Below are 23,806 nucleotides of genomic sequence, written 5' to 3'. Positions count from 1 at the left end.
ATGTTGCATATTGAGCGTTTTAGAGATTCTTAGTTTGATAGTTCCAATATTATTTTTAAAAGAAAAAGGTACGAGGTGATTCGGTGATACGATTAGCAAAAGAGGTTGATGCGGAATCAATTATGGATATTAGAAAAGAAATTATATTATCAGAAACTACTACAAAGTTTTTTATATCATCTCCAAATAAATTACCAAATGATATTGATTCAGAAAGAGAAAAGTTACAGACAAGTAGTGAAAAAGGCAACCTTTATATAGTTTACGAGGTAGATAGTAAGGTGGTTGGCTTTCTGGTTTTCAAACGATATGAACTAGAACGCTTACGACATGCAGGTACAATGGGAATGGGGATTAGGGAGGCGTATTGTAATCAAGGCATTGGTACGAAACTAATTGAATTTCTTATTAGTTGGGCTAAAGGGCAGAAAGGTTTAGAGAAAATTTGCTTAGGTGTAGTTTCTATTAATGATAGGGCAATTAAAGTGTATAAACGAACTGGCTTTGTAGAAGAAGGAAGGCAAAGAAAGCAAATTAAATATGAAGATGGATCATATGGAGACGACGTATTGATGGGTTTTTATATTGAATAGAATTCTTATTAATTAAGAAGGTGTATATGCGTTATGGTATGTACATCTTTTTTTATATGCATATTGTGAAATTCTAAAAGTAGTGTGTAATTCCCTGCCATTAACAGACTTTTCCCTATGTATAATATTAATATAGTAAAATCATAAGAACCTATATTGCAGTTTCCAATAATATACTATATAATCAGGATAAGAAAACGTTTTCATGCAAAGGGGGAAATTTCGTGTCGACTATCGAGGACGTGGCGAAATTAGCGGGGTTATCAAGGACAACGGTTTCTAGGGTGATCAATAATCATCCCTATGTTTCAGATGAGAAGAAGAAAAGGGTTCAATTAGCAATGAAGCATTTAGGCTTCGTTCCTAATTCTGCGGCGAGAAGGCTTCGTAAACAAAAAACAGAAACAATTGCGGTGCTTGTTCCAAGGATTACAAATCCTTTTTTTAGTAGATTTATTGAAGCAATCGAGATTGCTGCTTCTGAACATAAATATAAACTGATTATTTGTCAAACAAGATATTTACCGGAAAAAGAGATGGAGTATTTACAATTATTATCTACGAAACAAGTAGATGGGATTATTCTATGTTCACTAGAAAATCCATGGGAGAATGTGGAGCCATACTTGCAACACGGTCCAATCGTGTTATGTAATGAATATATTGAGGAAGCAAATGTTCCAACAGTGAAGTTCGATCATGCACAGGGTGCATACATAGCTGCCAATCATGTATTAGAACAAGGCTATCGTAATCTGATTTTTTGCCGTGGCAACGAAACGAAAGTAGTGAGCCAACAGCGAAAAATGGGCTTTTTACGCGCTATTACTGAAAAGAGTAGAGAAGTGGAAGCGATCGATTTTCTTGAAAACGCTTTCTCTTGGGATGATGGAAAACGAATATTCAATGAAGTATTAAAGGACAAAAAAAATCCTACCGCGATTTTGGCAGGAGGCGACGAGGTTGCAGCTGGAATTATCTCAGAGGCGAAACGCCATGGTTGGAGTATTCCAGAAGATCTCGCTGTGATCGGTTTTGATAATCAAATTTTAGCGCAGATTACAGAGCCAGGTATTACGACAATTGAACAACCAATCGACGAGATGGCCCGAAAAGTTGTCGACTTAATGATGGATAAAATCCATACGAAAAATTATCGACAAAAAGAATTGTATGAGTTTGAACTGGAGCTCTTGGTGAAAGGTTCAACGATGAAGGATACGATGTTATTAGCCTAGTAGACTATGTCTGCTAGGTTTTTTTATGTTTACAAACTACTATTCTTCGTGAACGCAATCGTCACATTTGTTATGGTATGCTTCGTGCTGCTCATCAATTTCCTTTCCGCAATGAGAACAAGTTTTCGTCGGTAAATTTCGGAAAAACTCCATTGGTTGATCGATCATGTCAATCCCTCCATTTCCATTTCTTACTATCATTGTATTAGTACAAATAACAAAAGTCAACAACTGTTTTATAACAAAAGTGAAAATTAATGAAAAAGTTTAGGAAATGGATTATAGTTAACAATGTAGGATGTAAGTAAAAAACTTTCTCAAGTACGGAAAAAACGGCATTCCTACGCGGTTTTAGAAAGGAAGGATACATATGAAGATGACTGTTGTCGGCTTTTGGGGCGGCTTTCCAGAAGCGGGAGAAGCAACGTCGGGGTATTTGTTTGAACACGATGGTTTTCGTTTACTTGTAGACTGTGGCAGTGGTGTACTAGCACAGCTTCAAAAATATATAACACCATCTCATATAGATGCAGTTGTACTGTCACACTATCATCATGATCATGTTGCAGACATTGGGGTGCTGCAATATGCAAGATTAATTACGAGTGTGACAAAAGGACAACTACCGGAGTTACCAATATACGGTCATTCGTTTGATGAGAATGGATTCCATTCTTTAACGCATGAACCGCATACGAAAGGAATCGCGTACAATCCAGAAGAAACACTTCAAATTGGACCGTTCTCCATTTCATTCTTAAAAACTGTTCATCCTGTTACATGCTTTGCGATGCGTATTATAGCTGGCGATGATGTTGTTGTATACAGTGCAGATTCAAGTTATATTCCTGAATTTATTCCGTTCACAAAAGATGCTGATCTTTTCATTTGTGAATGTAATATGTATGCACATCAAGAGGCTGCAAAAGCAGGGCATATGAATAGTACAGAAGTAGCAAGTATTGCGAAAGATGCAAATGTAAAAGAACTTTTATTAACGCACTTACCGCATACAGGCAACCCATCTGATTTAGTAACAGAAGCAAAACAAATTTTCAGTGGCCATATTACGCTAGCGCATAGTGGCTACGTATGGAATTCATGAGGTGATACGATGTTATTTATTGATAATAAAGGGATTACAGATCCTAGAATAAACTTAGCAATTGAAGAATATTGTGTGAAGAATTTAGATATTAACGAAACATATTTACTGTTCTACATTAACAAACCTTCGATTATCATTGGTAAAAACCAAAACACAGTAGAAGAAATTAATGCAGATTACGTAAAAGAACAAGGAATTCATGTCGTTCGTCGTCTATCAGGCGGAGGCGCAGTATATCATGATTTAGGAAACTTAAACTTCAGCTTTATTACGAAAGATGATGGAGATAGTTTCAGCAACTTTAAAAAATTCACAGAACCTGTAACGAAAGCGCTTGGTAAATTAGGCGTAAATGCAGAACTAAGTGGTCGTAACGACATTTTAGCTGAAGGTAGAAAAATTTCAGGTAACGCGCAGTTCTCAACGAAAGGTCGTATGTTCAGTCATGGTACGTTACTATTTGACTCTGAAATCGATCACGTCGTATCAGCACTTAAAGTGAAAATGGATAAGATTCAATCAAAAGGCATTAAATCAATCCGTAGCCGCGTTGCGAACATTACAGAGTTCTTAAACGAAAAAATGACGACAGAAGAGTTTAGACAACTTCTTCTAGAAACAATTTTCGAAGGTGAGACAGAAATTCCAACGTACGAATTAACAGAAAATGATTGGAAAGAAATCCATAAACTTTCTGAAGAGCGCTACCAAAATTGGGACTGGAACTACGGAAAATCTCCGAAGTTCAACTTACAACATTCACACCGCTTCCCAGTTGGACAAGTTGACGTTCGTCTTGAAGTGAAAAAAGGAACAGTAACAGAATGTAAAATTTTCGGTGACTTCTTCGGCTCACTAGATGTTCATGACATTGAAGAGCGTCTAACAGGCGCACAATTTGATAAAGATGCATTCACTGTAGCTTTAGAAGGCGTAGATATCGCACGCTACTTCGGTAATATTACAACAGAAGATTTCTTACATTTATTCTTCTAAAAGAAGAAGCCATCCCAAAATATCTTTTGGGATGGCTTTTTTTATTATGAATTCATTTACCGTTAAAAGCGTCCCTAAAAACATCTACTAGCAGGACATTCTTTTATTATAAAGGAAGTATATATAATTAAAGGAGGATGATCGAAATGAAAAGGATAATACACTTTATATTATTGATCAGCTTCGTTATTGGAATGACAGCTTGTAACGATGAAACTTCTTCAAACCGTACGACTTTGTCTATTGGAAAGCCAGCGAAGGATAATGTCATATATTATACGCATACAAATAACAAACAAAAAATAAATGATATACAAACTATGTTTCAAAATAAGAAATGGAAAAGAAATGAAACGTTTAGTAGCGTTGGTAAAACGCCAGATGTTGTCTTGTCGATAGATGAAGACAATAAAGGATTACCGAGACTATATGTTACAGTCTACTTGCATGAAAATGGAGCGGACGCTCTCAATTTGTATGGAGAGTATACGGCTTTAAATAAAGAGGAAGGTGAAAAACTTAGGGGAAAGATGAGTGCATATTATCCTACAATGATTTTAGCTACAGTTTAACTATATGTTTGTACCTGTTTCTTTCACATATAATTCTCGTATCTTACTAAAGTATTCTGGAAGAAAGTGGTTTATGTATATTCGATTAATGGAATATCACTTGCTACTTTAATTTTCTTTTAATATAATTAATTTAGAATTTTTAAATATTCTAAATTTTATAAAGGTGGGGTTTGTGTGAATCTCGTTCAATCTTTGGCTGAAACGGCAAAAAAGAAGGGGGATAAACCGGCGTACATATTTATGGATCAGTCGGTCTCTTATGACCAATTAAACAAAGTGGTCACTAGGTTTTCTAGTAATTTAGCAAAAATGGGCATTGGAAAAGGGGACAATGTCGCATTAGCTGTAGGCAATTCACCACATTTTTTAGTAGGTTTATACGGAACGATGAAAGCCGGAGCAACTGTCATTCCGATTAATCCAATTTATACAGCAGACGAAATACATTACATATTACAAAATGGAGATGTAAAAACAATCATTGTACTCGACGTCCTTCTACCTGTTATACAATCTCTTACAACAAGACTTCCTTCACTTGAAAATATCATCATATGCGAAACCTCATCAGATTTTACTCATACAGAAACGGAAAAAATGAAAACGTTTACTAGTTTTATAGGAACTGGAGATATAACTTACGAAGGTCCTGAACTAGATGAAGAAGATGTAGCTGTTATTTTATACACTTCAGGTACAACTGGAAAGCCAAAAGGCGCTATGTTAACACATAAAAACCTATATAGTAACGCAAGCGATGTTGCGTCATATTTACAATATACTGCGGATGATCGCGTCGTTGCGGCATTGCCGATGTTCCATGTGTTCTGTTTAACAGTTGCAGTAAATGCGCCGATTGTGAACGGGGCAACGATTTTAATGGTACCGAAGTTTAGTCCGAAAGAAGTATTCCGTATTTGTCGTACGTATGAACCAACGATTTTTGCAGGTGTGCCGACGATGTACAATTACTTATATTTATTTGAAGAAGCAAGCGCAGAAGATGTAAAGACGCTTCGCCTTTGTATTTCAGGTGGTGCGTCAATGCCTGTTGCCCTTCTGCAAAACTTTGAAAAACGTTTTGATGTGATTGTTTCAGAAGGATACGGCTTATCAGAAGCATCACCAGTTACTTGTTTTAACCCGTTAGATCGTCCTCGTAAACCAGGATCAATCGGTACAAATATTTGGCACGTAGAAAATAAAATTGTGAATGAACTTGGGGAAGAAGTACCTGTCGGTGCAGTTGGGGAGCTAATTGTTCGCGGACCTAACGTTATGAAGGGTTACTATAATGCGCCAGAAGATACAGCTGCGACACTTAAAGACGGCTGGCTATATACAGGTGACTTAGCGAAAATGGATGAAGAAGGTTACTTCTATATCGTCGATCGCAAAAAAGATATCGTCCTAGTTGGTGGTTATAACGTATACCCTCGTGAAGTAGAAGAAGTATTATATACTCACGAATCTGTGGCTGAAGTTGTCGTAATTGGTGTACCGGATGAAAACTTAGGAGAAGCAGTGCGAGCTTACGTCGTTCTGAAGCAAACGAACGTAACAGAAGAGGAGCTTACGCATTACTGCACGCTGCATTTAGCGAAATACAAAGTGCCAAAGAGCATTGAGTTTTTAACAGAATTGCCGAAGAATACAACTGGTAAGTTGTTACGAAGAGCTCTGAGAGAGAAGGCATTGCAAGTGTAAAAATAAAGATATCCATCACTATGACTACATGTATAGAGATGGATATCTTTTTGTCCTGTAAAAGCTCGATTCGTGTGGATGGACAAAATCCCTACTCATTAAAGTCTCACTTTATTTTTTAGAATTGGTTAAGCTATAAGCCCATATATTTAAAACGTAATATTGCTAATAAGGAGGAGATATACGTGGAGCAGAAGGAATTACGCTTACGGAAAGTACAATATCTTATTTGTGACATTATGGATGAAATGAATATGGAGAGTGAAAAGAAGAACTTAGAAACATTGCAAAAGGTAATTGATCACCTTTCCGGTGCGATAGGTGATTTAGTTGATCCATCGAGCACGTATTCTATTGATTATTTGGAAAGAAAAGTTCACACGGCGCATTATTTACTTTTTAAAAATGAGCGGAAGGCGTACTTATGTAGGAAATAGTATTATTAATTTTATTTGACATTGATAATCATTATCAATATGATAGTTATGTTGGGTATATTCATATAAAAGGAGATGTCGTATTGATAATGATTAAGAAAAAATATGTTAATGCGTTCGTTATAGCAGCAACTTTAGCAGTTCCATTCAGTGGTATTATGGCACCGATTGCGAAAGCAGAAGCGGCAGTAGAAATGAAAGCAAATAGTAAACTTGCAGATGGTACATATGACGTTATTTTAAAAACGTATAAAGATCAAACGAATGAAACATCTGTTGCTTCTACGTATTTAAAAAATGTAAAAGTAACAATTCAAGGTGATAAAAAAATCGTTACGTTAACAGTTCAAGATAGTAGCTATTTCCAGTATCTTAAAGTAGAAGATACTAATAAAGTGGGGACATTTCATGATGTGAAAGTGATCTCTGAAGATAAAACAAATAATGGTACGAAAGTTGTTCAATTTGAAATCGATGAGTTCTCGAAAAAATATAATATGCAAATGCATATATTAATTCCAGCAATTAAATATGATCATAAATATCAAGTGCAGTTTGAAATCGATGCGAGTGCAATTGAAAAGAAATCTAAGTTCTCAGATGTACCGACTTGGGCACAAGAGTCAGTTCAATATTTAGTAGACAAAGAGGCAGTACACGGTAAGCCAGATGGTACATTTGCACCAGCTGAAAATATCGATCGTGGTTCAGCAGCAAAAATATTAGCTACTGTTTTAGGGTTAGAAATTAATAAAGATGCGAAGCCATCATTCCGCGATGCTCAAAATCATTGGGCTACACCTTACATCGCAGCAGTTGAAAAAGCTGGCATTGTAAAAGGTGATGATAAGGGTAACTTTAATCCGAGCGGGCTAATTAACCGTGCATCGATGGCTTCTATGCTTGTGAATGCATATAAATTAGAAAGAAATGAAAATATTAAACTACCAAAAGAATTTGCTGACTTAAAAGATCATTGGGGTGCGAAGTATGCCAATATTTTAATCCAAGAAAACATTTCAGTTGGAACAGATAATGGCTGGGCTCCAGATAAAGCGGTAAGCCGCGCAGAAGCAGCTCAATTTATTGCGAAGACTGATAAGTTAAAGAAATAAATCGAAACTAAAATCAGTGGGATTCCATTCCCGCTGATTTTTAACTTGTATGAAGTTTCTTATATAATAATTCTAAATTCCAAGTTGACACATGTGAATTACGGAATTAAAATAAAAAGAAATCAAACAGAATACAATAGAAGCTCATCAGAGAAACTGAAGGCGCACAACGTTCACTTTTGTGAATAGATTGTGTGCCTTTTTCTATTGTACAAACTAAGGGGGCTTTATATATGAAACAGTGGAGTAAGACAGCATTAATGAAAAGTACAGGTGTTTTATTATCAGCATTTGTCCTTTTGTCAGGGTGTGGTTCGGCAACATCCACTAACAATTCTGAAGGAAGTGCAGATAAGAAGACAGTCGAACTTTTAAATGTTTCATATGATCCAACGCGTGAGTTATATCAAGATTTCAATAAAGACTTTGCGAAGTATTGGAAAGAGAAGCATGGTCAAACAGTAAATGTAAAGCAATCACACGGGGGATCTGGAAGTCAGGCACGCTCCGTTATTGACGGTTTAGAAGCAGACGTTGTAACACTAGCGCTCGCTTATGATATTGACGCGATTAGTAAGAAGAAACAACTAGCAGAAGATTGGCAGAAGCGACTTGCGGATAATTCTACTCCGTATACATCAACGATTGTATTTCTTGTTAGAAAAGGAAACCCGAAAGGAATTAAAGATTGGGATGATTTAACGAAAAAAGGTTTGTCTGTCATTACACCAAACCCAAAAACATCTGGGGGAGCACGGTGGAACTATTTAGGGGCGTGGGGATATGCACTGAAGAAATATAACAATAGTGAAGATAAGGCGAAAGAATTTGTTGGTCAAATTTATAAAAACGTGGAAGTACTAGATTCAGGAGCACGCGGGGCAACGACAACTTTCGTTGAAAAAGGAATTGGTGATGTGTTAATCGCTTGGGAAAATGAAGCGTTATTATCACAAAAAGAACTTGGAAAAGATAAATTCGAAATTGTAACACCTTCGATTAGTATACTTGCCGAGCCGCCAGTAGCAGTTGTAGACAAAGTCGTTGATAAAAAAGGAACGAAAAAAGTAGCAGAAGGATATCTTGAATATTTGTATTCAGAAAAGGGGCAAGAAATTGCGGCGAAAAACTTTTATCGCCCTCGTAATGAAAAAGTAGCAGAGAAGTATGCATCACAATTTCCGAAAGTTCAATTATTTACAGTTGATGAACTATTTGGAGGCTGGAAAAAAGCACAAGAAAAGCATTTTAATGATGGCGGCGTATTCGATCAAATGTATAAAAAATAAGGGGGGATGAGGTGACGTTATATGAGGAAGAAGCGTGTCTTACCAGGGTTTGGATTATCTCTTGGATTTACAATGCTATATATGAGCTTATTCGTACTTATACCACTTTCTATCGTATTTATTCAAACTTCGCAGCTAGGCTGGAAGAAGTTTGCTGGGGTTATAACGAGTGAGCGCGTGTTGCATTCGTATCAAGTAAGTTTCACAACTTCACTTGCAGCGGCAATCGTAAATGCCATTTTCGGTTTATTAATTGCTTGGGTACTCGTTCGCTACACATTTCCAGGGAAGCGGTTATTAGACGGACTAATCGATTTACCATTCGCTCTTCCGACTGCTGTAGCTGGTATTACACTTACGACGCTTTATGCAGAAAATGGCTTTATTGGAAAAATATTTAGTGTGTTTCATATAAAAGTAGCTTTTACCCAGCTCGGCATTATTGTTGCACTTACGTTTATTGGCTTACCATTTGTCGTTCGAATGGTGCAACCAGTGCTGCAAAGTATTGATAAAGAAGTAGAAGAAGCAGCTTCTAGTTTAGGGGCGTCACGCTTTCAAATATTTGTGAAAATCATTTTGCCAGAAATATTCCCGGCCTTGCTTGCTGGTTTTTCACTCGCCTTTGCTCGGGCGTTAGGGGAATATGGATCTGTCGTGTTCATTGCAGGTAATATGCCAATGAAAACAGAAATTGCACCGCTTATGATTATGACAAAACTCGAACAATATGATTATGCAGGCGCAACAGCTGTAGCGGCTGTGATGCTTATTATTTCTCTCCTTTTCCTACTATTTATTAATATGATTCAAACTTGGAGCAGAAGGCATGAACTGAAAAGTGAATAGGAGGGGAGAAAATGGAACCAACATTATTAGAAAAGAAAATAGTAAAAAGCGTATCAGTTAAAAAAGAATCTAAGTTTGTACCCATTCTATTCATTACGATAACAGTTTTATTTTTATCTCTCTTTCTATTACTGCCGCTCGTGACAATTTTTATGAAAGCATTCGAACGAGGAATTGATGTATATATTGCCGCAGTAACAGATCAAGAAGCATTTTTGGCAATTAGGTTAACACTTCTCGTTGCTTTAATCGTTGTGCCGCTGAATACGATATTCGGAATAGCAGCGGCTTGGCTTATTACGAAGTTTCAGTTTAAAGGAAAGCAAGTATTATTATCTCTTATTGAACTGCCGTTTGCTGTATCACCAGTCATTGCAGGATTAGTATTCGTTTTACTTTTCACACCTCGTGCGAATCTTGGCGGATGGTTAATGGAACACGGGATAAAGCTCATCTTCTCTGTTCCTGGCATTATCATTGCGACGATATTTGTTACGTTTCCGTTCGTTGCGCGTGAATTAATCCCGGTTATGCAGGCGCAAGGAAAGAGTGAAGAAGAAGCGGCTCTATCACTTGGCGCAAGCGGATGGAAGATGTTTTGGCGCGTCACATTGCCAAATATAAAATGGGGTCTATTATACGGAATGATTTTATGTAACGCCCGGGCCATTGGTGAATTCGGAGCAGTTTCCGTTGTGTCTGGTCACGTGCGCGGCATGACAAATACAATGCCGCTTCACATTGAAATTTTGTACAATGAATATCAATTTTCAGCAGCGTTCGCTGTGGCGACTTTAATGTCACTCATCGCAGTTTTTACGCTCGTTATAAAAAACTGGATTGAATGGAGAATGGAAAAACGACAATAAGGAGTGAGTGCGGTGAGTATTCAAATTCAAAATGTATCAAAACAATATGGTACATTTCAAGCGCTGACAGACATTCATTTGGATATTCCAAAAGGAGAACTTGTTGCCTTATTAGGCCCATCAGGTTCTGGGAAAACGACATTATTACGAATTATTGCAGGACTAGAAGAAGCGGATGGAGGCTCCATTTCATTTGATGGAGAAGATTTAACTGATATTCGCGTGAAAAACCGGCAAGTCGGTTTCGTCTTCCAGCACTATGCACTTTTTAAACATATGAATGTATTTGAAAATGTCGCTTTCGGTTTAAAAGTAAGAAAGAAAAACTTACGACCTTCAGCTGAAGTAATAAAAGAAAAAGTAACAGAACTATTGAAACTAGTAAAAATGGATGGTTTCGCAAAACGTTATCCAGCGCAATTATCTGGCGGACAACGCCAACGTATCGCACTAGCCCGGGCACTTGCAGTCGAACCGAAAATTTTATTGCTAGATGAACCGTTTGGTGCACTTGATGCAAAAGTACGGAAAGAATTGCGAAGATGGCTCCGGAAACTACATGACGAATTTCAAATTACGAGCGTATTCGTAACGCATGACCAAGAAGAAGCGCTAGACGTTGCGGACCGCATCGTTGTAATGAATGAAGGACGCATTGAACAAATGGGAACGCCGGAAGAAGTGTATGAAAAACCAGCAAGTCCGTTCGTATATGACTTTTTAGGAAACGTGAATTTATTTCACGGCCGCGTTCATAAAGGTAAACTAAATGTAGGATCGGTGGAGCTAGAAGCACCAGAGCATAAGCACGTTTCAAACGTAGACGGAGTGGGATATGTAAGACCACATCACCTATCAATCGATCGTACGAAACAAAGTATAGATGCCATCCCGGCGAAAGTAACATACTCACATGCAGTTGGCCCTGTCGTATATGTAGAATTGAAGCGCGACGGAACAGATGAGTATTTAGAAGCAGAAATTAGTAAAGAACAGTTTAGACAACTAGGCATTCAAACAGGTGAGTTTGTATACGTACATCCGAGAGAAGTGAAGGTGTTTATTCCGGAGGATTTTGTTATTTAGGCGAGTGGTATTGTAAATAAACTTAAAATGAATTGATAACAAAAAATGGTAATAGTAGCAATCTATCGATAAAAGGAGTTCATCCAAAATGTCTTTTGGATGAACTCTTTTTTGTTTTACTGTGCTATCTTATTGTTATGTGAAATATAGTTGAGGAGTAGTTTATGAACTTAAAATATAAAAATGGTTTTTATGTAAGAGAAGATATATATGGGGAAACTGTTTTGGTATCTCAAAATAATTTAGCTGTAGTTTGTTTTGGGGAAAAGGTTGATATTGAATTTGAAAAATTAAATCAAAACAGGATTATAGAGTATGTAATGGGGAATTGCTTTGTTCCTAAAATCACATTAGTCCCCTCATCGGCGTGTGCGTTTATTCAATATGATGGAGCAGTATTAACGATTGTGAGTAACAATTTGGAAATATAAAGTTTTTAGAATTACAGATAGATTTTGAGAGAGTAAGCGTAAGCGTCAAACTTATTTTTTATGTTTAGAATCAATGAGAGGATTTTCATCTATATGAAAGATATTGTATGTAAAGAGTTAGTAAGTTTTAAGGATATTGTTGAAGCTTATCAGTTAAAAAAAGTGAGTTTGGATTATAAACAAAATGTGATTTTACTAGTACAAGATAATACTGATCAACCTTGTATTATTTATTTGGATAAAAATAATGTGAATATAAGTAAATTCAATTTAAACGTAGATATCGATGTTGAATCTGTGCGATGTATGCAACGAATCGGAGAGAAATGGTTACTTATATTTAATTATGAAGATGATAATGCGGTTATTTATAATTCGGACGGAAGTGAACATTGTAAGTTTTATGCCGGCGAAGGGATTCAAGATTGTCAGGTTGATGTGAATGAAGATATATGGGTTAGTTATTGTGATGAAGGGGTTTTCGGAGAGTGCCCAATTGGAGTAAATGGTATAGTTGCTTTTGATCCTACAGGTAAATTGATTTTTAATAATTATGATCAATATGTAGAAAGGTTTAATGTACCTCCTATAGATGATTGTTATGCAATGAACGTTATAGATGGAGACGTTTGGCTCTATTATTATTCAGAATTTCCTTTAGTTCAAATGAAAGATAAAAATTTTCATATGTTGTGGAATGAAATAAATGTAACGATGGAAATATGGTCGGAAAGTTTTGCGGTTGTTCAAGGTAAAGTAGTATTCATTACTCGAGATAAAAAGTTGGTTGTTTATGATTTAAACAATAATCATGTGTATGATAGTAATCCTTGTAATGAACTAGGTGAGCCGATTCAATTTGTTAATTATTACAGCCGCGGATCTGTTATGTATTTTCAGACGGATGACACACTGTACTATGTTGAGTTACTTAATATATGGGGATGATAAACATGAACGAACGTTTAAAGAGAATTGCAATGTTAAGAGAAAGGATTGTCTTTATACGCAGGTTTTATCTTTGGTATTCTACAGGTAAACATAATTATAAACAGCAAAATAGGCCAGCCTATAACAAGGAATATGTGAATAAAGCTGCTAGAAAAGCAGGTTACTATAAAGAAAACCTGTAAAAATAACTTTGTGCTGTAGCAGATAAAGCAGCTTATTACGGTCCGTTTGGAACGCTTAATATTTATGTTATTGGTACATAACAAGTTATAATAGAAGAAATCAATAAGGAGGCTGGCTGTGAAAAGTTTTCGTTATCTCAATATATTCACTATTTTAATTGTATACACACTACTTATGTTTTACATCGGCTGGAACGGATGGGTTTGGCTCAGTACGGTGTTCGGCTGGGAATCTTGGGGATATTACGCTTTCGTAGTTGGCTTCATTTCATATGCGTATATTCTCGTACAAGTGCTTAAATTCCTTCCTTTCCTGCGAACAGTCGGTTCAATTTGGTTTGCGGTTATACAATACGCGCTTATGTTATTGCCGTTAGCCGATATTGCCGTCTTATTATTACAGTTTTCAGTGGAGAAAGAGACGGCAATTATTTGGACAGGGGCAGTCACTTTACTCGTATTTTTCTTTATCTTCGCATACGGGGTATTTAATGCGTATAGCCCGGTTGTAAGAAAGTATGATGTACATATACCGAAAAAAGTAGAAGGGCGTAAAAGTTTACGCATTGCGATGGCTTCTGATATGCACTTCGGTAAACTGTCTGGAGTTGCTCATTTAAAGAGACTCGTTCGTCATGTAAATGAAATGAAACCCGATATTATTTTACTGCCGGGTGATATTATCGATGATCATCCAGGTGTGTTCATTCAGAAAAATATGGGACCAATCATGAAACAGATGAAAGCTCCATTAGGCGTATATGGTGTGTTAGGAAACCATGAATATTACGGCCGAGCTGTTCCTGAGTTTTTACAAGAGATGGATAAGATTGATATTCGTATTCTTTTAGATGAAGTCATTACAATTGAAGATGATTTTTATCTCGTTGGAAGAAGGGATAAAACAGAGCGAGATCGTCAAAGCTTTGAAAATCTAATGAGTACGGTAGATAAATCGCTTCCTGTTATCGCAATGGATCACCAACCATTTGAATTAAAACAAGCAGCGGACGCCGGCGTTGATTTATTATTATCCGGTCACACGCATCGCGGACAAATGGCGCCGAACCATATTGTGACGAGAAGAATGTACGAACTAGACTGGGGATATGCACAAAAAGGTGCATTCCACGCAATTGTTTCTTCTGGATTTGGATTCTGGGGACCACCGCTTAGACTGGGAAGTAGATCTGAGATTGTGCAGGTTGAAGTTACATTTGAATAGGATTGTGAAATAGAGAGCTGAGTGCTCTCTATTTTTTAATTTAAAGGTACAAAATATTCGAGTGAAGTTCTTTATTTACTCTCTGAAAAAAGAGATACTATAAGAAGACTCTGCTTGAAAAGGGGGATTTTAAGTGATCATATTAGATGTCATATACGGTGAGTTTAAAGTAGATAAAGTGTTAGAAGAATTAATTTTAAGTAAACCTGTGCAAAGGCTGAAAGGGGTCCATCAGGCCGGAGCAAGTTACTTAATGAATGAGAAATGGAATGTAACACGTTTTGATCATTCAGTTGGTACTATGTTGTTAATTAAAAAACTTGGTGGTTCAGTAGAAGAACAGATTGCTGGTTTACTGCATGATGTATCGCATACTGCTTTTTCCCATGTGATCGATTACGTTTTTGATAACGAAAATGAAAGTTATCATGAAGAAATATTTAGTTCTGTCGTGAAAAACTCGGAAATCCCGGCGATTCTTTCAAAACATGGTTATAACTATGAAGATATTTTGTTAGATGATTCGAAGTGGACGTTACTGGAAAAATCTGCACCAGAATTATGTGCAGACCGAGTGGATTACACATTACGGGATATGTTAACATATGGATATATTTCTTTAGAAGAAGTTCATAGTTTTTTAGAGGATTTAATCGAAGTAGATGGGAAAATGGTTCTTCAAAATATTGAAATTGCAGAATGGTTTACGAAGACGTATTACAAAGAAGTAATTGATTTCTTTATGAAACCAATTAATATTTATGGAAACGATATGTTAGTTAAAACGTTAAAGTTAGCTCTTCATAAAAAGATAATCCATCCAGACGATTTTCTTCTTGAAGATCATGAGCTTATATCGAAATTGCAGCTATGTAAAGATCAAGAAGTAGATGCTTTATTAAGAAAAGTTCATCCAAGTATAGAAGTAAAAGAAGATAGAAATGAGTATGATCTACATCAGAAAAATAAAGTGCGTCTCATTGACCCGCCGTTACTTCGTGAAGGGAAAATTATTCAGTCGTCGGCCGTATCAGAAAAAATAAGACAGATGAGCGATATCGCTTATGAAAAAGCGGTAAGAGGAATATATGTGAAAGTGATTTCTAATTAGTTTATTTGTAATAGGAAAAGGTGTCATCAATTATGATGACACCTTTTCGCATTAAAGGGTTGTTCGTATGAAAATGTGTTGCATTTTTACGAGACTATAATATTTTACCAGAGAAATACCTTTTATAGTAAAAAAATTTTTTTATAAAGTTTTCCATCAAAAATAATTTGTGAAAAAAGTACTAATTTTTAATGTGACAAAAATAATATATTTTTCAATAATCGCTTTAGAATCTTTCGTTCTTTGTATATGGATTGTTATATTTTTTAAGGGAATTTAAAGATTTTTGTCGTTTTTTGTTGTAATTTTCATATTATGATAAATAAAATGTTCGGAATCAGCCATTATAACAGAAAAATTTTTAAAAAACAGAATTGAATCATATTGCTTATTTTAATATAATTTATTTGTTAATTAATAACATATTTAGGGTATGATTCTTTATTGCGGTGAGAATTCTTTTTAGCATAGGAGGATTTACAGAATGGTTAAAACGGCAAAACCTGAAATGATGAATGAATTAAAAGAAACAGTTTACAAATTCTTTCCGAAAAATATTGTGAAAGAAGAAGGATTGTACGAGGAGTCCAAAGAGCATAAAAAGTTTGTAGACTTGAAAGAGAGTTTTATAAAAAACGAAAGCTCTCAAAAGGAAATTTTGTCTTTAATCGAGTCAACATTTTGTGATTATCACGTGTCAGACTATACAGATTTAAACCTATATAATTGTCTAGAATATAATGTGTTACTAAATGGAAAAGAACCGATGTTAAATGATGATATTGATTGGATACGAAAATCAAGAGGCGAGCGCCTTGATTTAGGGGTTTTTGTTAGCTTACAGAATTTACGATACGGGAAAGCCCACGCAGGACTTTAGTCCGTCTTTAGACGTGGGATGAAAGCATCGTTTTTGCATAGCGAAACATGGTATACTTTATTCATAGTCATGCAAAAGACTCTAAAACGACTGTTCTCTGAAAACAGAATACATATGAGGTTGGGGTAGCCAATTCTTCTACTCCGTAAAATGTATTAAGTCGTCATGCAAAAGACGTAAAAACAGTTGAGAACGAACAATCTGTACGGTATGGTCACAGTACCGTAGCCCACGAACCTATATGGTCTGTTGTGGGAGTGGTGATGGCACACCGCAATCTTGCACGTCAGCGATACCAGAAATGGACTTCGCCTTTGGTAGCAAGAATCCCACTGACGTTAGTCAGCTGGCCCCTTTAGGGGTGGGAGTGTCAATACGTATTAAAAACAACATATGATGAAGATGTAAGGGAATGGACTTTTGAAACAATCGATGTAGAAATGGATACCATTTGTGAATTTGAAAAACTAATGAATACAAAAGGATTTGTAAGAGTAGAACGAGAGGTTGCTAGAACTGCAATTCCTGATATAGAAACGGAATGTTTACGTATGGGGGAAGTTAACGTATTCCACGCTTTATTCACGGATTCTGTTAGTGAAATATAGGTTTTAAATTATTAAAAAGGTTGTGTAGAAAATAGCTGCTATTTTCTACACAACCTTTTCATTTTCACTGATCAAACCAATTCCAAATCTCAATATCTCCAAGAGTTGCATAACGTACGTGCGGGGAGTTTTGTAATTTTAATAACTCTTTCGACGGACCGGTAATGACAATGCCATATACTTTTACGCCGTTATCTTTTACATATTTATAACGTTTATCTAAGTTTAGTTCTTTCTCAGGAAGTGCTGCTATTTTACTTACCGTTTTTTTATGGATAGAAAGGACGCGCATCATTTCGATTACTTGATCTTCTGGCGTTTTGTACTTGTCTGCGTTACTATCTAGAAATCTTACATGTTCTGGAAATCCTATAGCTTCTCCGCCATGTAAGATATAGTCATCTACATTTTTTCTTTCTTGTCCTGTATCTAAAGCGTACCATACAGGAGTTGGAGGGAGTTCTTGTGCTTCAAATATGCTATATAAAAGCGGTTCTAATTCTTTTAAAGTGTAAGCTTTATCAAAAGAAATTGCTACTTCTGCAACGGTTCCATCATGTACTTTTGCAAGTGTATCCCATACTTTTTTTGAGGAATCCTTTAAATAATCACCCTGCTCTGTTTTGGGATGAACAAAGAAGAGTTGTGGTTGATAGAACGGATTCATCCAAGTTTGCTTCGTGACATCTACAGATGATAAGAAGCTTTTTGTTTCTATTGTACCGAGTGGCATTTCTTTTTTACCGACGGTTCTTACTAAATCAAAGCGGCTGTTTGTACGGAAAAAAGCTTCTACACTTGTTCCGCCTCCCATAACACGGCTGTTTGGGATAGTTGCTTCAAGTGCAAGAGAAGGCACACTTCTTATTTCTTCTAGCCTTTTATCATTATTAGCTTGAAAATAAAAGGCAGATAATACCCCGCCGATTATATATATAACGATACAAATTACTAGTATAAAACCAAGCATCTGTAACCGATGTTTCCACTTAATTCTCCAAAAAGGAATTTTAAGATCTTTTGGCGGTAACTTTTTCTTAATTGGCTCTGTTTTTGTTAACAGTTCATCTAAGTGAGTTTCACATTCTTCACAAGTTTCAATATGACTTTCTAACTGTTCTTGTTCATCATGTGTGAGCATTCCTGTTTCATATTTCTCCCACAGTTTTTTAAACTCTGCACATCCCATCTGTATCACTCCTTTATGCTTTTCATTTCTTTTCGTCCGCGATGTAATTCAATTTTCACTTTCGCTAAGGAGAGCCCCGTCATTTCTGCTATTTCCTTATAAGAGAATCCGTAGTAATCTCGTAGTAGTAACACATTTCGTCTTTCGAGCGGAAGAGAGGATATACTTTGTAACCAACTAGCAATCTCATGTTTTACGAAATAAGAGTGTTCTGTACTTGGCACGTTTGGTAAATGGAATTCTTCAATTTGCGTTGTTTTATACTTCTTTTCTTTTCGGTACCAATCGATAAAGGCGTTGTAGGCGATTGTAAATAACCACGGCCTAATTTCTTCTCCTTTATAATAGTCAATATGGACGAGCATTCGATAAAATGTTTCTTGCATGAGATCTTCAGCACTATGAGAATCTCCGGTTAGGGAGAGAAGATAGCGAAATAAATCTTGCATATGCTCTGAGTAAATTTCTTCTAATGATTGTTTACGTTTCACTACATTTCCCTCCCTTCATACATAACAACGAAATACATATAAAAAAGTTACAATTTTTACGAAATTATAGTAAAAAACGTCAAGAATTGGATAGGATTCTCTTTTATCATAATACATATAAGGCGGGTGAACAGAGATGGAAAGCTATGAAACACAAATTCAAAGGTCAATTGATTATATTGAGGAAGATGTAATGGAAAAACAAACGCTGCGTAATTTAGCACGTGTTGCAGGTTTTTCTGAGTCGCATTTTCATCGTGTATTCCAGGCGTTAGTAGGCGATACAGTAATGGAGTATGTTCGAAAGAGGAGGTTAGCCCGGGCAGCTTATCAACTTTCTCATACGGATGAAAAAGTTATTGATATCGCATTTGAGCATGGCTTTCAATCTCACGAAACGTTCACGAGAGCCTTTAAAAAATTATTTCAAATGACACCAAGTGAATATCGAAAACAAGAAATTGAAACACCAATGTATTATAGAGTGAATGTAAAACAAAGAAAATTAAATCCATATTTAGGGGGCATACAAATGGAATATCGTATTGTAAATAAACCAGAATTTTTAATGGCGGGTTATGAGCTGAAGACGACAAGTAAAGAAGGAAAAAACCATCAAGACATTCCAGCATTTTGGCAAGAATATTTACAAAAAGATCTTGGAACGACGATTCCGAATCGTAAAGATACGAGCCAATGGGTAGAACTTGGATTATGTACTGATTTTAATTTAGAAACAGGGGACTTCACTTATATTATCGGAATGGAAGTTACAGACTTTGAAAATGTACCAAATGCAGTTGCAAAGCGTACATTCCCATCCGCAACGTATGCAGTATTTACAACGCCTAAAGTTCCTCATGAAGAAATGGTATCGTCTATTCACCAAACGTGGAATGCAGTATTCTCAGAATGGTTCCCGCATTCAGGATATGAACATTGCGGAGTTACAGAGTTTGAACAGTACGATGAGCGTTGCCATGCAGATAAGAGTGAGTTTGCTCAAGTTGAGCTTTGGATACCAGTGAAGAAGAAATAATAGAAAGAAAGACCGTTCAAAAGGTATTTTTGGACGGTCTTCTTTTATTAATAGGTTGCTACTATTGTTGTATTTTATAGTTAAGTCGATATAATTTCATTTACTAGCGCGCTGCTCCGAAAAGAGAACGGTGCTTTATAAAAGCACCTTTTTCTACGAACTAAACGGAAACACAAGTATAATCGTCGTTCCTTTTCCAAGTTCACTATCAATGAAAATCGTTCCGTTATGGGCATGAACGAGCTGTTTTGTAATGGCGAGACCAAGTCCAGTTCCGATGTTGCTTTCTTCTGTATTCGTTCCTCTGTAATATCGCTCGAATAGAAGTTCTTTCGTTTTATCATCCATACCTTTTCCATTATCTGAAATAGATAGTGTAAATGAATTTGCATTTTGCGAAAGCTTTACGATTACGTTTGTCGTTTCATTATTATGTTTTACAGCGTTTGCGAGTAGGTTTTCGATAATACGTTGGAACCATTTTTCTTCAATAAAATATTGGATTTTGCTTGAACTTGGCACGAATTCAATGTTTTGATTTTGCAGTGTCGGGTTATTAATAAATTGTAATAGTACTTTTCGGACGAACTGATTAATTTCAACATTTATGTGTTGCGCAGGAAGAGTATCATTTTTTAATTGATATGTTAAGCTTAAGTCGTCAATTAATGTAGTCATATATTGAGATTTTTCTTTCATTACATGGCCAAATTGTTGAATGTCTTGATCCGTCCAATTATATTGCTTCGATTCTAGTAATAATGCATAGCCGTATATAGAGCTAAGCGGCGTTTTTAGATCATGCGTCAGGCCGGTAATCCACTCTTCACGTGTTTGTTGCAGTACTTTTCTCATTGCATCGTTCTTTTTCAAAGTAATAGAAAGGTGCTCTAGTGAGTTTGTAACATCTTTAAATATGCGGAACGACCATTTTTCTTTACCGGAGCGCCGAAACCGAACAGGTTTGCCTTTTTTACTAACAGGTTCTTCATATTTTCCTCCGGCTATGTTTTTAAGCCAGCGCATCGTGTGTAATAAAGGCTTTCCAAACTTATTTCCATACCAAATTGAAAGAATGACTAAATAAACAAACACAATAAGGAGGATTAAGCTGCATCCGATTAGAAGTTTCTTGGTAAATATATCATCTAATTCATCATCTGGATAATAATGAGCGTTTGGGGCGGATACAACGACGAGATGACCGCTATTTGAATCGTAAAAACTAGATGTATTTTCTTTATAATTCCACGGTTCTTTTTCATTAAGAGCCATTTTTATAGCCGAAAATGTTTTTTTCTTCCCAGTTGGATAGGAAAAAACTTCTTCGCCATTGTTATTAAATATTTGCAGTGTTGCTTTTTCTTTAGAAAGTAATTGTTTTTCTTGTTCATTTAATGATAAAGAAGGGTGTCCTTGTTGTATCGTTTTTAGTAATGCATTACTTTTTAGTTTGGCACCGTAAATAACGATCACTGGTTTCTTTTCTAATTTAATTTCCCAATAGTTAAATTTATAAATATTGTTGTTACTATTCTGTAAATACGTAAGTAAGGATGTCTTTGTGTAAGAGGTCGGAACATCGTTAGGCGTATTAAAGTTGTAAAGGACCTTTCCATCTTCATCTACAATTTGAAGCCAATCACTCTTTTCTGTTATTAAATCTTTTACCTCAGATTTTAAAGTAATGTTATTGTCTTCAGAAGAAATATATTCGGAGATTGTAAAGGTATCATAATCAGAAATATTAGGTTCATATAAAGTACTATTAAGAAGAAAAATTAAATAAGAAAAAGAAGCAATTACTGCGATAAGTAACGTAACTAAGACAAAAACGTGTTGTAAAATAAACTGGATTATAAGTCGTTTATTAAAATTCATATCTTTAACCTACTTTGTAATGAACTTATAGCCAAGTCCACGAACTGTTTTTATGTATTCTGGTTTACTTGGATCTTGTTCAATTTTTTCACGTAGTTTTCGAATATGAACCATAACAGTATTATCATCTCCATTATAGGCAGGTGCTCCCCAAACTTTTTCATATAATTCTTCCTTCGAAAATACGTAGTTCGGATTCTCACAAAAGAATAGTAGTAGTTGAAAGAGTTGAGCGGAACATTCGACAACGTTTCCATCTACTGTTAGTTCCGCAGAATGTTGATCAATTTCAAATCTCCCAAAAGAAAAGGAGTATATTCTTTGTTCTTGTATGTTTTGTTTCATATGTCTTCGGAGTTGAGCTTTCATACGAGCGACTACTTCTAGTGGATTAAATGGTTTCGTAATGTAATCATCCGCACCGTATGAAAATCCGGAAATTTTATCTACATCAGATGTTTTTGCTGTTAGGAAGAAGATAGGGCAATCCGTTTTTTGGCGAATGATTGGACAAATGTCAAAACCGGATTGTCCAGGAAGCATTACATCTAAAATAATTAAATCGTAATTGTTTTGCTCGGTGAGAGATAAGGCTATTTCCGCAGATGTTGCAGTTGTAATATGAGAAAAACCTTCTTTTTCAAGAATGGTAGTTAGTAATTGTAAAATTGCTGTTTCATCATCAATGAGTAGAATATTTGCGTGATACATATGAATCCCTCCTAATTTCCTCGAATATCATATCATCTTTTTGTAACTTATGGAATTTTTAAGGAAATTTTAAGGTTTTCTTTCACAAAAAATTAAGATTCAAATGATATGATAAAAGTAACATGGGGAGGAGATGAATGTGAATCCGTTTCAAACGATGCGAGCTAGATATTTTTTAATTGTATTTGCACTATTAATTTTAATAGCACGAAGCAGTAATGAATTGCTAGAAAGTACATTTCATATACAAAATTCATCTTTTATAAATATGCTTATATTTTATATCCTTCCAATAATATGGATTTTTTACGGATATAGAAAGCATCGTGTTTCATTTTCATTATTTATTAATAGAAACGAAACATTTAACCTAGTGCAAGTTTTGTACATCGCGATTATGCTTTGTATGTTTAGTTACGGCTATCTTATTTTATATATGTACAGCTTTGCATGGATTACACCAGATTTTATTATGAATGCCTTGCATGAACCGATTATAGATAGTACCGGGGGATATGTATTTCAATTTATTATGGTTGTATTTATCGCGCCTATTGTCGGAGAGTTTGTTTTTCGAGGGTTTTTACTGCAGCGTTTTGCGGCAAAATGGGGTACTAGTATAGCAATGGTCGTTGTAGCACTTTTATTTGGGTGCTTACATGTTGATTTCCTTGGTGCAGTTGTGTTTAGCATCGTACTATCAATTGTATATATTCGTACGAAAAGCTTACTCATGCCAATTGCTATTCATATGTTAAACAATGCGCTTGTGCTTAGTTCTTCTTTTTTAGTAAGTAGAGAAAAGATAATGAGTTTTGCCGATTTTTCGAACTATACGACATTCTTTCCAGGATTAATTATTTTTATGACAGGATTAAACTTAGTGCTCATCTTTTTATTTGTGAATCGCAAATATTGGAGTAAAGAAGTGCCTGTTATATATGCGGAGAAGGAAAAGAGCTTTTCGAGTATAGCAGGAGATAAGTAAGGTAGAGAAGATGTTTGAGAAAATATTGAAGGAAATGATAGATTATTGTACTTCTATTAGATATAAGTACTGTTCCATCAATAATGATACAGGAAATATTATTTTTCTTTTTATCGTGTTAGGGACATTAATAATAGTCAGCTTTATTATAGAAGAAATGATGAAGCGCATCTTCAGACAGTATGTAAAAAATGAAGTGAATTATGTTAGGGCTCATAAAATGTTTGAGAAAGTGATGGGGACTTTTATTTTATGAA

The 23,806-nt window shown here is 35.6% G+C and carries 24 protein-coding genes and 2 pseudogenes; 21 read left to right on the top strand and 5 right to left on the bottom strand.

The window, feature by feature from the left end; translation table 11 throughout:
* Positions 1-83: 83 nt before the first annotated feature.
* Both JFU18_RS09980 and JFU18_RS09975 read left to right on the top strand, forming a co-directional pair.
* Positions 84-593 (top strand): GNAT family N-acetyltransferase, encoded by a 510-nt coding sequence (locus JFU18_RS09980; protein ID WP_201034834.1) that lies wholly within the window; start codon positions 84-86, stop codon positions 591-593.
* Positions 594-817: 224 nt separating this feature from the next.
* Positions 818-1,831 (top strand): LacI family DNA-binding transcriptional regulator, encoded by a 1,014-nt coding sequence (locus JFU18_RS09975; RefSeq protein WP_002087115.1) that lies wholly within the window; start codon positions 818-820, stop codon positions 1,829-1,831.
* Positions 1,832-1,870: 39 nt separating this feature from the next.
* Here the strand turns inward: JFU18_RS09975 and yhfH are convergent, their stop codons facing one another.
* A complete protein-coding gene (yhfH, locus tag JFU18_RS09970; protein ID WP_078184059.1) occupies positions 1,871-1,999 on the bottom strand; it encodes a protein YhfH in 129 nt (42 codons plus the stop codon).
* A gap of 202 nt (positions 2,000-2,201) precedes the next feature.
* Between yhfH and JFU18_RS09965 the strand changes: the two genes are divergently transcribed.
* From JFU18_RS09965 to JFU18_RS09885, 17 genes and pseudogenes are all read left to right on the top strand, one after another.
* The gene (locus JFU18_RS09965) at positions 2,202-2,936 is read left to right on the top strand and encodes an MBL fold metallo-hydrolase (protein ID WP_002140760.1); all 735 of its coding nucleotides are present in this window, start codon (positions 2,202-2,204) and stop codon (positions 2,934-2,936) included.
* A 9-nt stretch (positions 2,937-2,945) separates the two neighbouring features.
* Positions 2,946-3,935, top strand: a complete 990-nt coding sequence (gene lplA / locus JFU18_RS09960) for a lipoate--protein ligase (RefSeq protein WP_201032650.1) — start codon at positions 2,946-2,948, stop codon at positions 3,933-3,935.
* A 146-nt stretch (positions 3,936-4,081) separates the two neighbouring features.
* On the top strand, positions 4,082-4,507 hold the full coding sequence (locus JFU18_RS09955) for a hypothetical protein (protein WP_201032651.1): 426 nt from the start codon (positions 4,082-4,084) through the stop codon (positions 4,505-4,507).
* A 177-nt stretch (positions 4,508-4,684) separates the two neighbouring features.
* Positions 4,685-6,217 carry a fatty acid--CoA ligase family protein gene (locus JFU18_RS09950; protein ID WP_201034835.1) on the top strand — a complete coding sequence of 511 codons (1,533 nt, stop codon included), beginning with the start codon at positions 4,685-4,687 and terminating at the stop codon, positions 6,215-6,217.
* 185 nt (positions 6,218-6,402) lie between these two features.
* The gene (locus JFU18_RS09945) at positions 6,403-6,654 is read left to right on the top strand and encodes a hypothetical protein (protein ID WP_201034836.1); all 252 of its coding nucleotides are present in this window, start codon (positions 6,403-6,405) and stop codon (positions 6,652-6,654) included.
* A gap of 89 nt (positions 6,655-6,743) precedes the next feature.
* Entirely contained in the window at positions 6,744-7,769 is a 1,026-nt protein-coding gene (locus tag JFU18_RS09940; protein WP_201034837.1) for an S-layer homology domain-containing protein, read from the top strand.
* 233 nt (positions 7,770-8,002) lie between these two features.
* On the top strand, positions 8,003-9,058 hold the full coding sequence (locus tag JFU18_RS09935) for a sulfate ABC transporter substrate-binding protein (RefSeq protein WP_201034838.1): 1,056 nt from the start codon (positions 8,003-8,005) through the stop codon (positions 9,056-9,058).
* Between the two features lie 21 nt (positions 9,059-9,079).
* Complete coding sequence (cysT, locus tag JFU18_RS09930) at positions 9,080-9,907, top strand: sulfate ABC transporter permease subunit CysT (RefSeq protein WP_002011198.1); 828 nt, start codon at positions 9,080-9,082, stop codon at positions 9,905-9,907.
* Between the two features lie 11 nt (positions 9,908-9,918).
* A complete protein-coding gene (gene cysW, locus JFU18_RS09925) occupies positions 9,919-10,776 on the top strand; it encodes a sulfate ABC transporter permease subunit CysW (protein WP_201032655.1) in 858 nt (285 codons plus the stop codon).
* Between the two features lie 12 nt (positions 10,777-10,788).
* Positions 10,789-11,862 carry a sulfate/molybdate ABC transporter ATP-binding protein gene (locus JFU18_RS09920; protein WP_201032656.1) on the top strand — a complete coding sequence of 358 codons (1,074 nt, stop codon included), beginning with the start codon at positions 10,789-10,791 and terminating at the stop codon, positions 11,860-11,862.
* 164 nt (positions 11,863-12,026) lie between these two features.
* Complete coding sequence (locus tag JFU18_RS09915; RefSeq protein ID WP_242486493.1) at positions 12,027-12,293, top strand: hypothetical protein; 267 nt, start codon at positions 12,027-12,029, stop codon at positions 12,291-12,293.
* Positions 12,294-12,386: 93 nt separating this feature from the next.
* A complete protein-coding gene (locus JFU18_RS09910) occupies positions 12,387-13,241 on the top strand; it encodes a hypothetical protein (protein WP_201034839.1) in 855 nt (284 codons plus the stop codon).
* Between the two features lie 5 nt (positions 13,242-13,246).
* The gene (locus tag JFU18_RS29835; RefSeq protein WP_242486494.1) at positions 13,247-13,426 is read left to right on the top strand and encodes a hypothetical protein; all 180 of its coding nucleotides are present in this window, start codon (positions 13,247-13,249) and stop codon (positions 13,424-13,426) included.
* Positions 13,427-13,544: 118 nt separating this feature from the next.
* Entirely contained in the window at positions 13,545-14,651 is a 1,107-nt protein-coding gene (locus tag JFU18_RS09900) for a metallophosphoesterase (protein ID WP_201034840.1), read from the top strand.
* A 133-nt stretch (positions 14,652-14,784) separates the two neighbouring features.
* Positions 14,785-15,762 carry an HD domain-containing protein gene (locus JFU18_RS09895; protein ID WP_201034841.1) on the top strand — a complete coding sequence of 326 codons (978 nt, stop codon included), beginning with the start codon at positions 14,785-14,787 and terminating at the stop codon, positions 15,760-15,762.
* A 484-nt stretch (positions 15,763-16,246) separates the two neighbouring features.
* A pseudogene (locus JFU18_RS09890) lies at positions 16,247-16,618 on the top strand (hypothetical protein); the annotation flags it as partial.
* A 398-nt stretch (positions 16,619-17,016) separates the two neighbouring features.
* Positions 17,017-17,250, top strand: a pseudogene (locus tag JFU18_RS09885) (hypothetical protein); the annotation flags it as partial.
* A 64-nt stretch (positions 17,251-17,314) separates the two neighbouring features.
* Here the strand turns inward: JFU18_RS09885 and JFU18_RS09880 are convergent.
* Positions 17,315-18,439, bottom strand: coding sequence for an anti-sigma factor (locus JFU18_RS09880; protein WP_201032661.1), 1,125 nt, complete (start codon positions 18,437-18,439; stop codon positions 17,315-17,317).
* Between the two features lie 5 nt (positions 18,440-18,444).
* Positions 18,445-18,930, bottom strand: a complete 486-nt coding sequence (locus JFU18_RS09875) for an RNA polymerase sigma factor (protein ID WP_201034842.1) — start codon at positions 18,928-18,930, stop codon at positions 18,445-18,447.
* Between the two features lie 136 nt (positions 18,931-19,066).
* Between JFU18_RS09875 and JFU18_RS09870 the strand changes: the two genes are divergently transcribed.
* A complete protein-coding gene (locus tag JFU18_RS09870; RefSeq protein ID WP_002064180.1) occupies positions 19,067-19,969 on the top strand; it encodes an AraC family transcriptional regulator in 903 nt (300 codons plus the stop codon).
* 153 nt (positions 19,970-20,122) lie between these two features.
* On the opposite strand, the gene JFU18_RS09865 is transcribed toward JFU18_RS09870, so the two are convergent.
* Together JFU18_RS09865 and JFU18_RS09860 are read right to left on the bottom strand one after the other, a co-directional pair.
* Positions 20,123-21,850 carry a sensor histidine kinase gene (locus JFU18_RS09865; RefSeq protein ID WP_201034843.1) on the bottom strand — a complete coding sequence of 576 codons (1,728 nt, stop codon included), beginning with the start codon at positions 21,848-21,850 and terminating at the stop codon, positions 20,123-20,125.
* Positions 21,851-21,859: 9 nt separating this feature from the next.
* The gene (locus JFU18_RS09860; RefSeq protein WP_002064182.1) at positions 21,860-22,561 is read right to left on the bottom strand and encodes a response regulator transcription factor; all 702 of its coding nucleotides are present in this window, start codon (positions 22,559-22,561) and stop codon (positions 21,860-21,862) included.
* A gap of 139 nt (positions 22,562-22,700) precedes the next feature.
* On the opposite strand from JFU18_RS09860, the gene JFU18_RS09855 reads away from it, so the two are divergent.
* A complete protein-coding gene (locus JFU18_RS09855) occupies positions 22,701-23,549 on the top strand; it encodes a CPBP family intramembrane glutamic endopeptidase (RefSeq protein WP_201032664.1) in 849 nt (282 codons plus the stop codon).
* The last annotated feature ends 257 nt before the right edge of the window (positions 23,550-23,806 follow it).

The organism is Bacillus sp. TH22 (assembly GCF_016651015.1).
GTDB lineage: Bacteria > Bacillota > Bacilli > Bacillales > Bacillaceae_G > Bacillus_A > Bacillus_A mycoides.
Note: the sequence above shows the minus strand (reverse complement) of the source record. Positions and strands in the feature narration are given on the sequence as shown.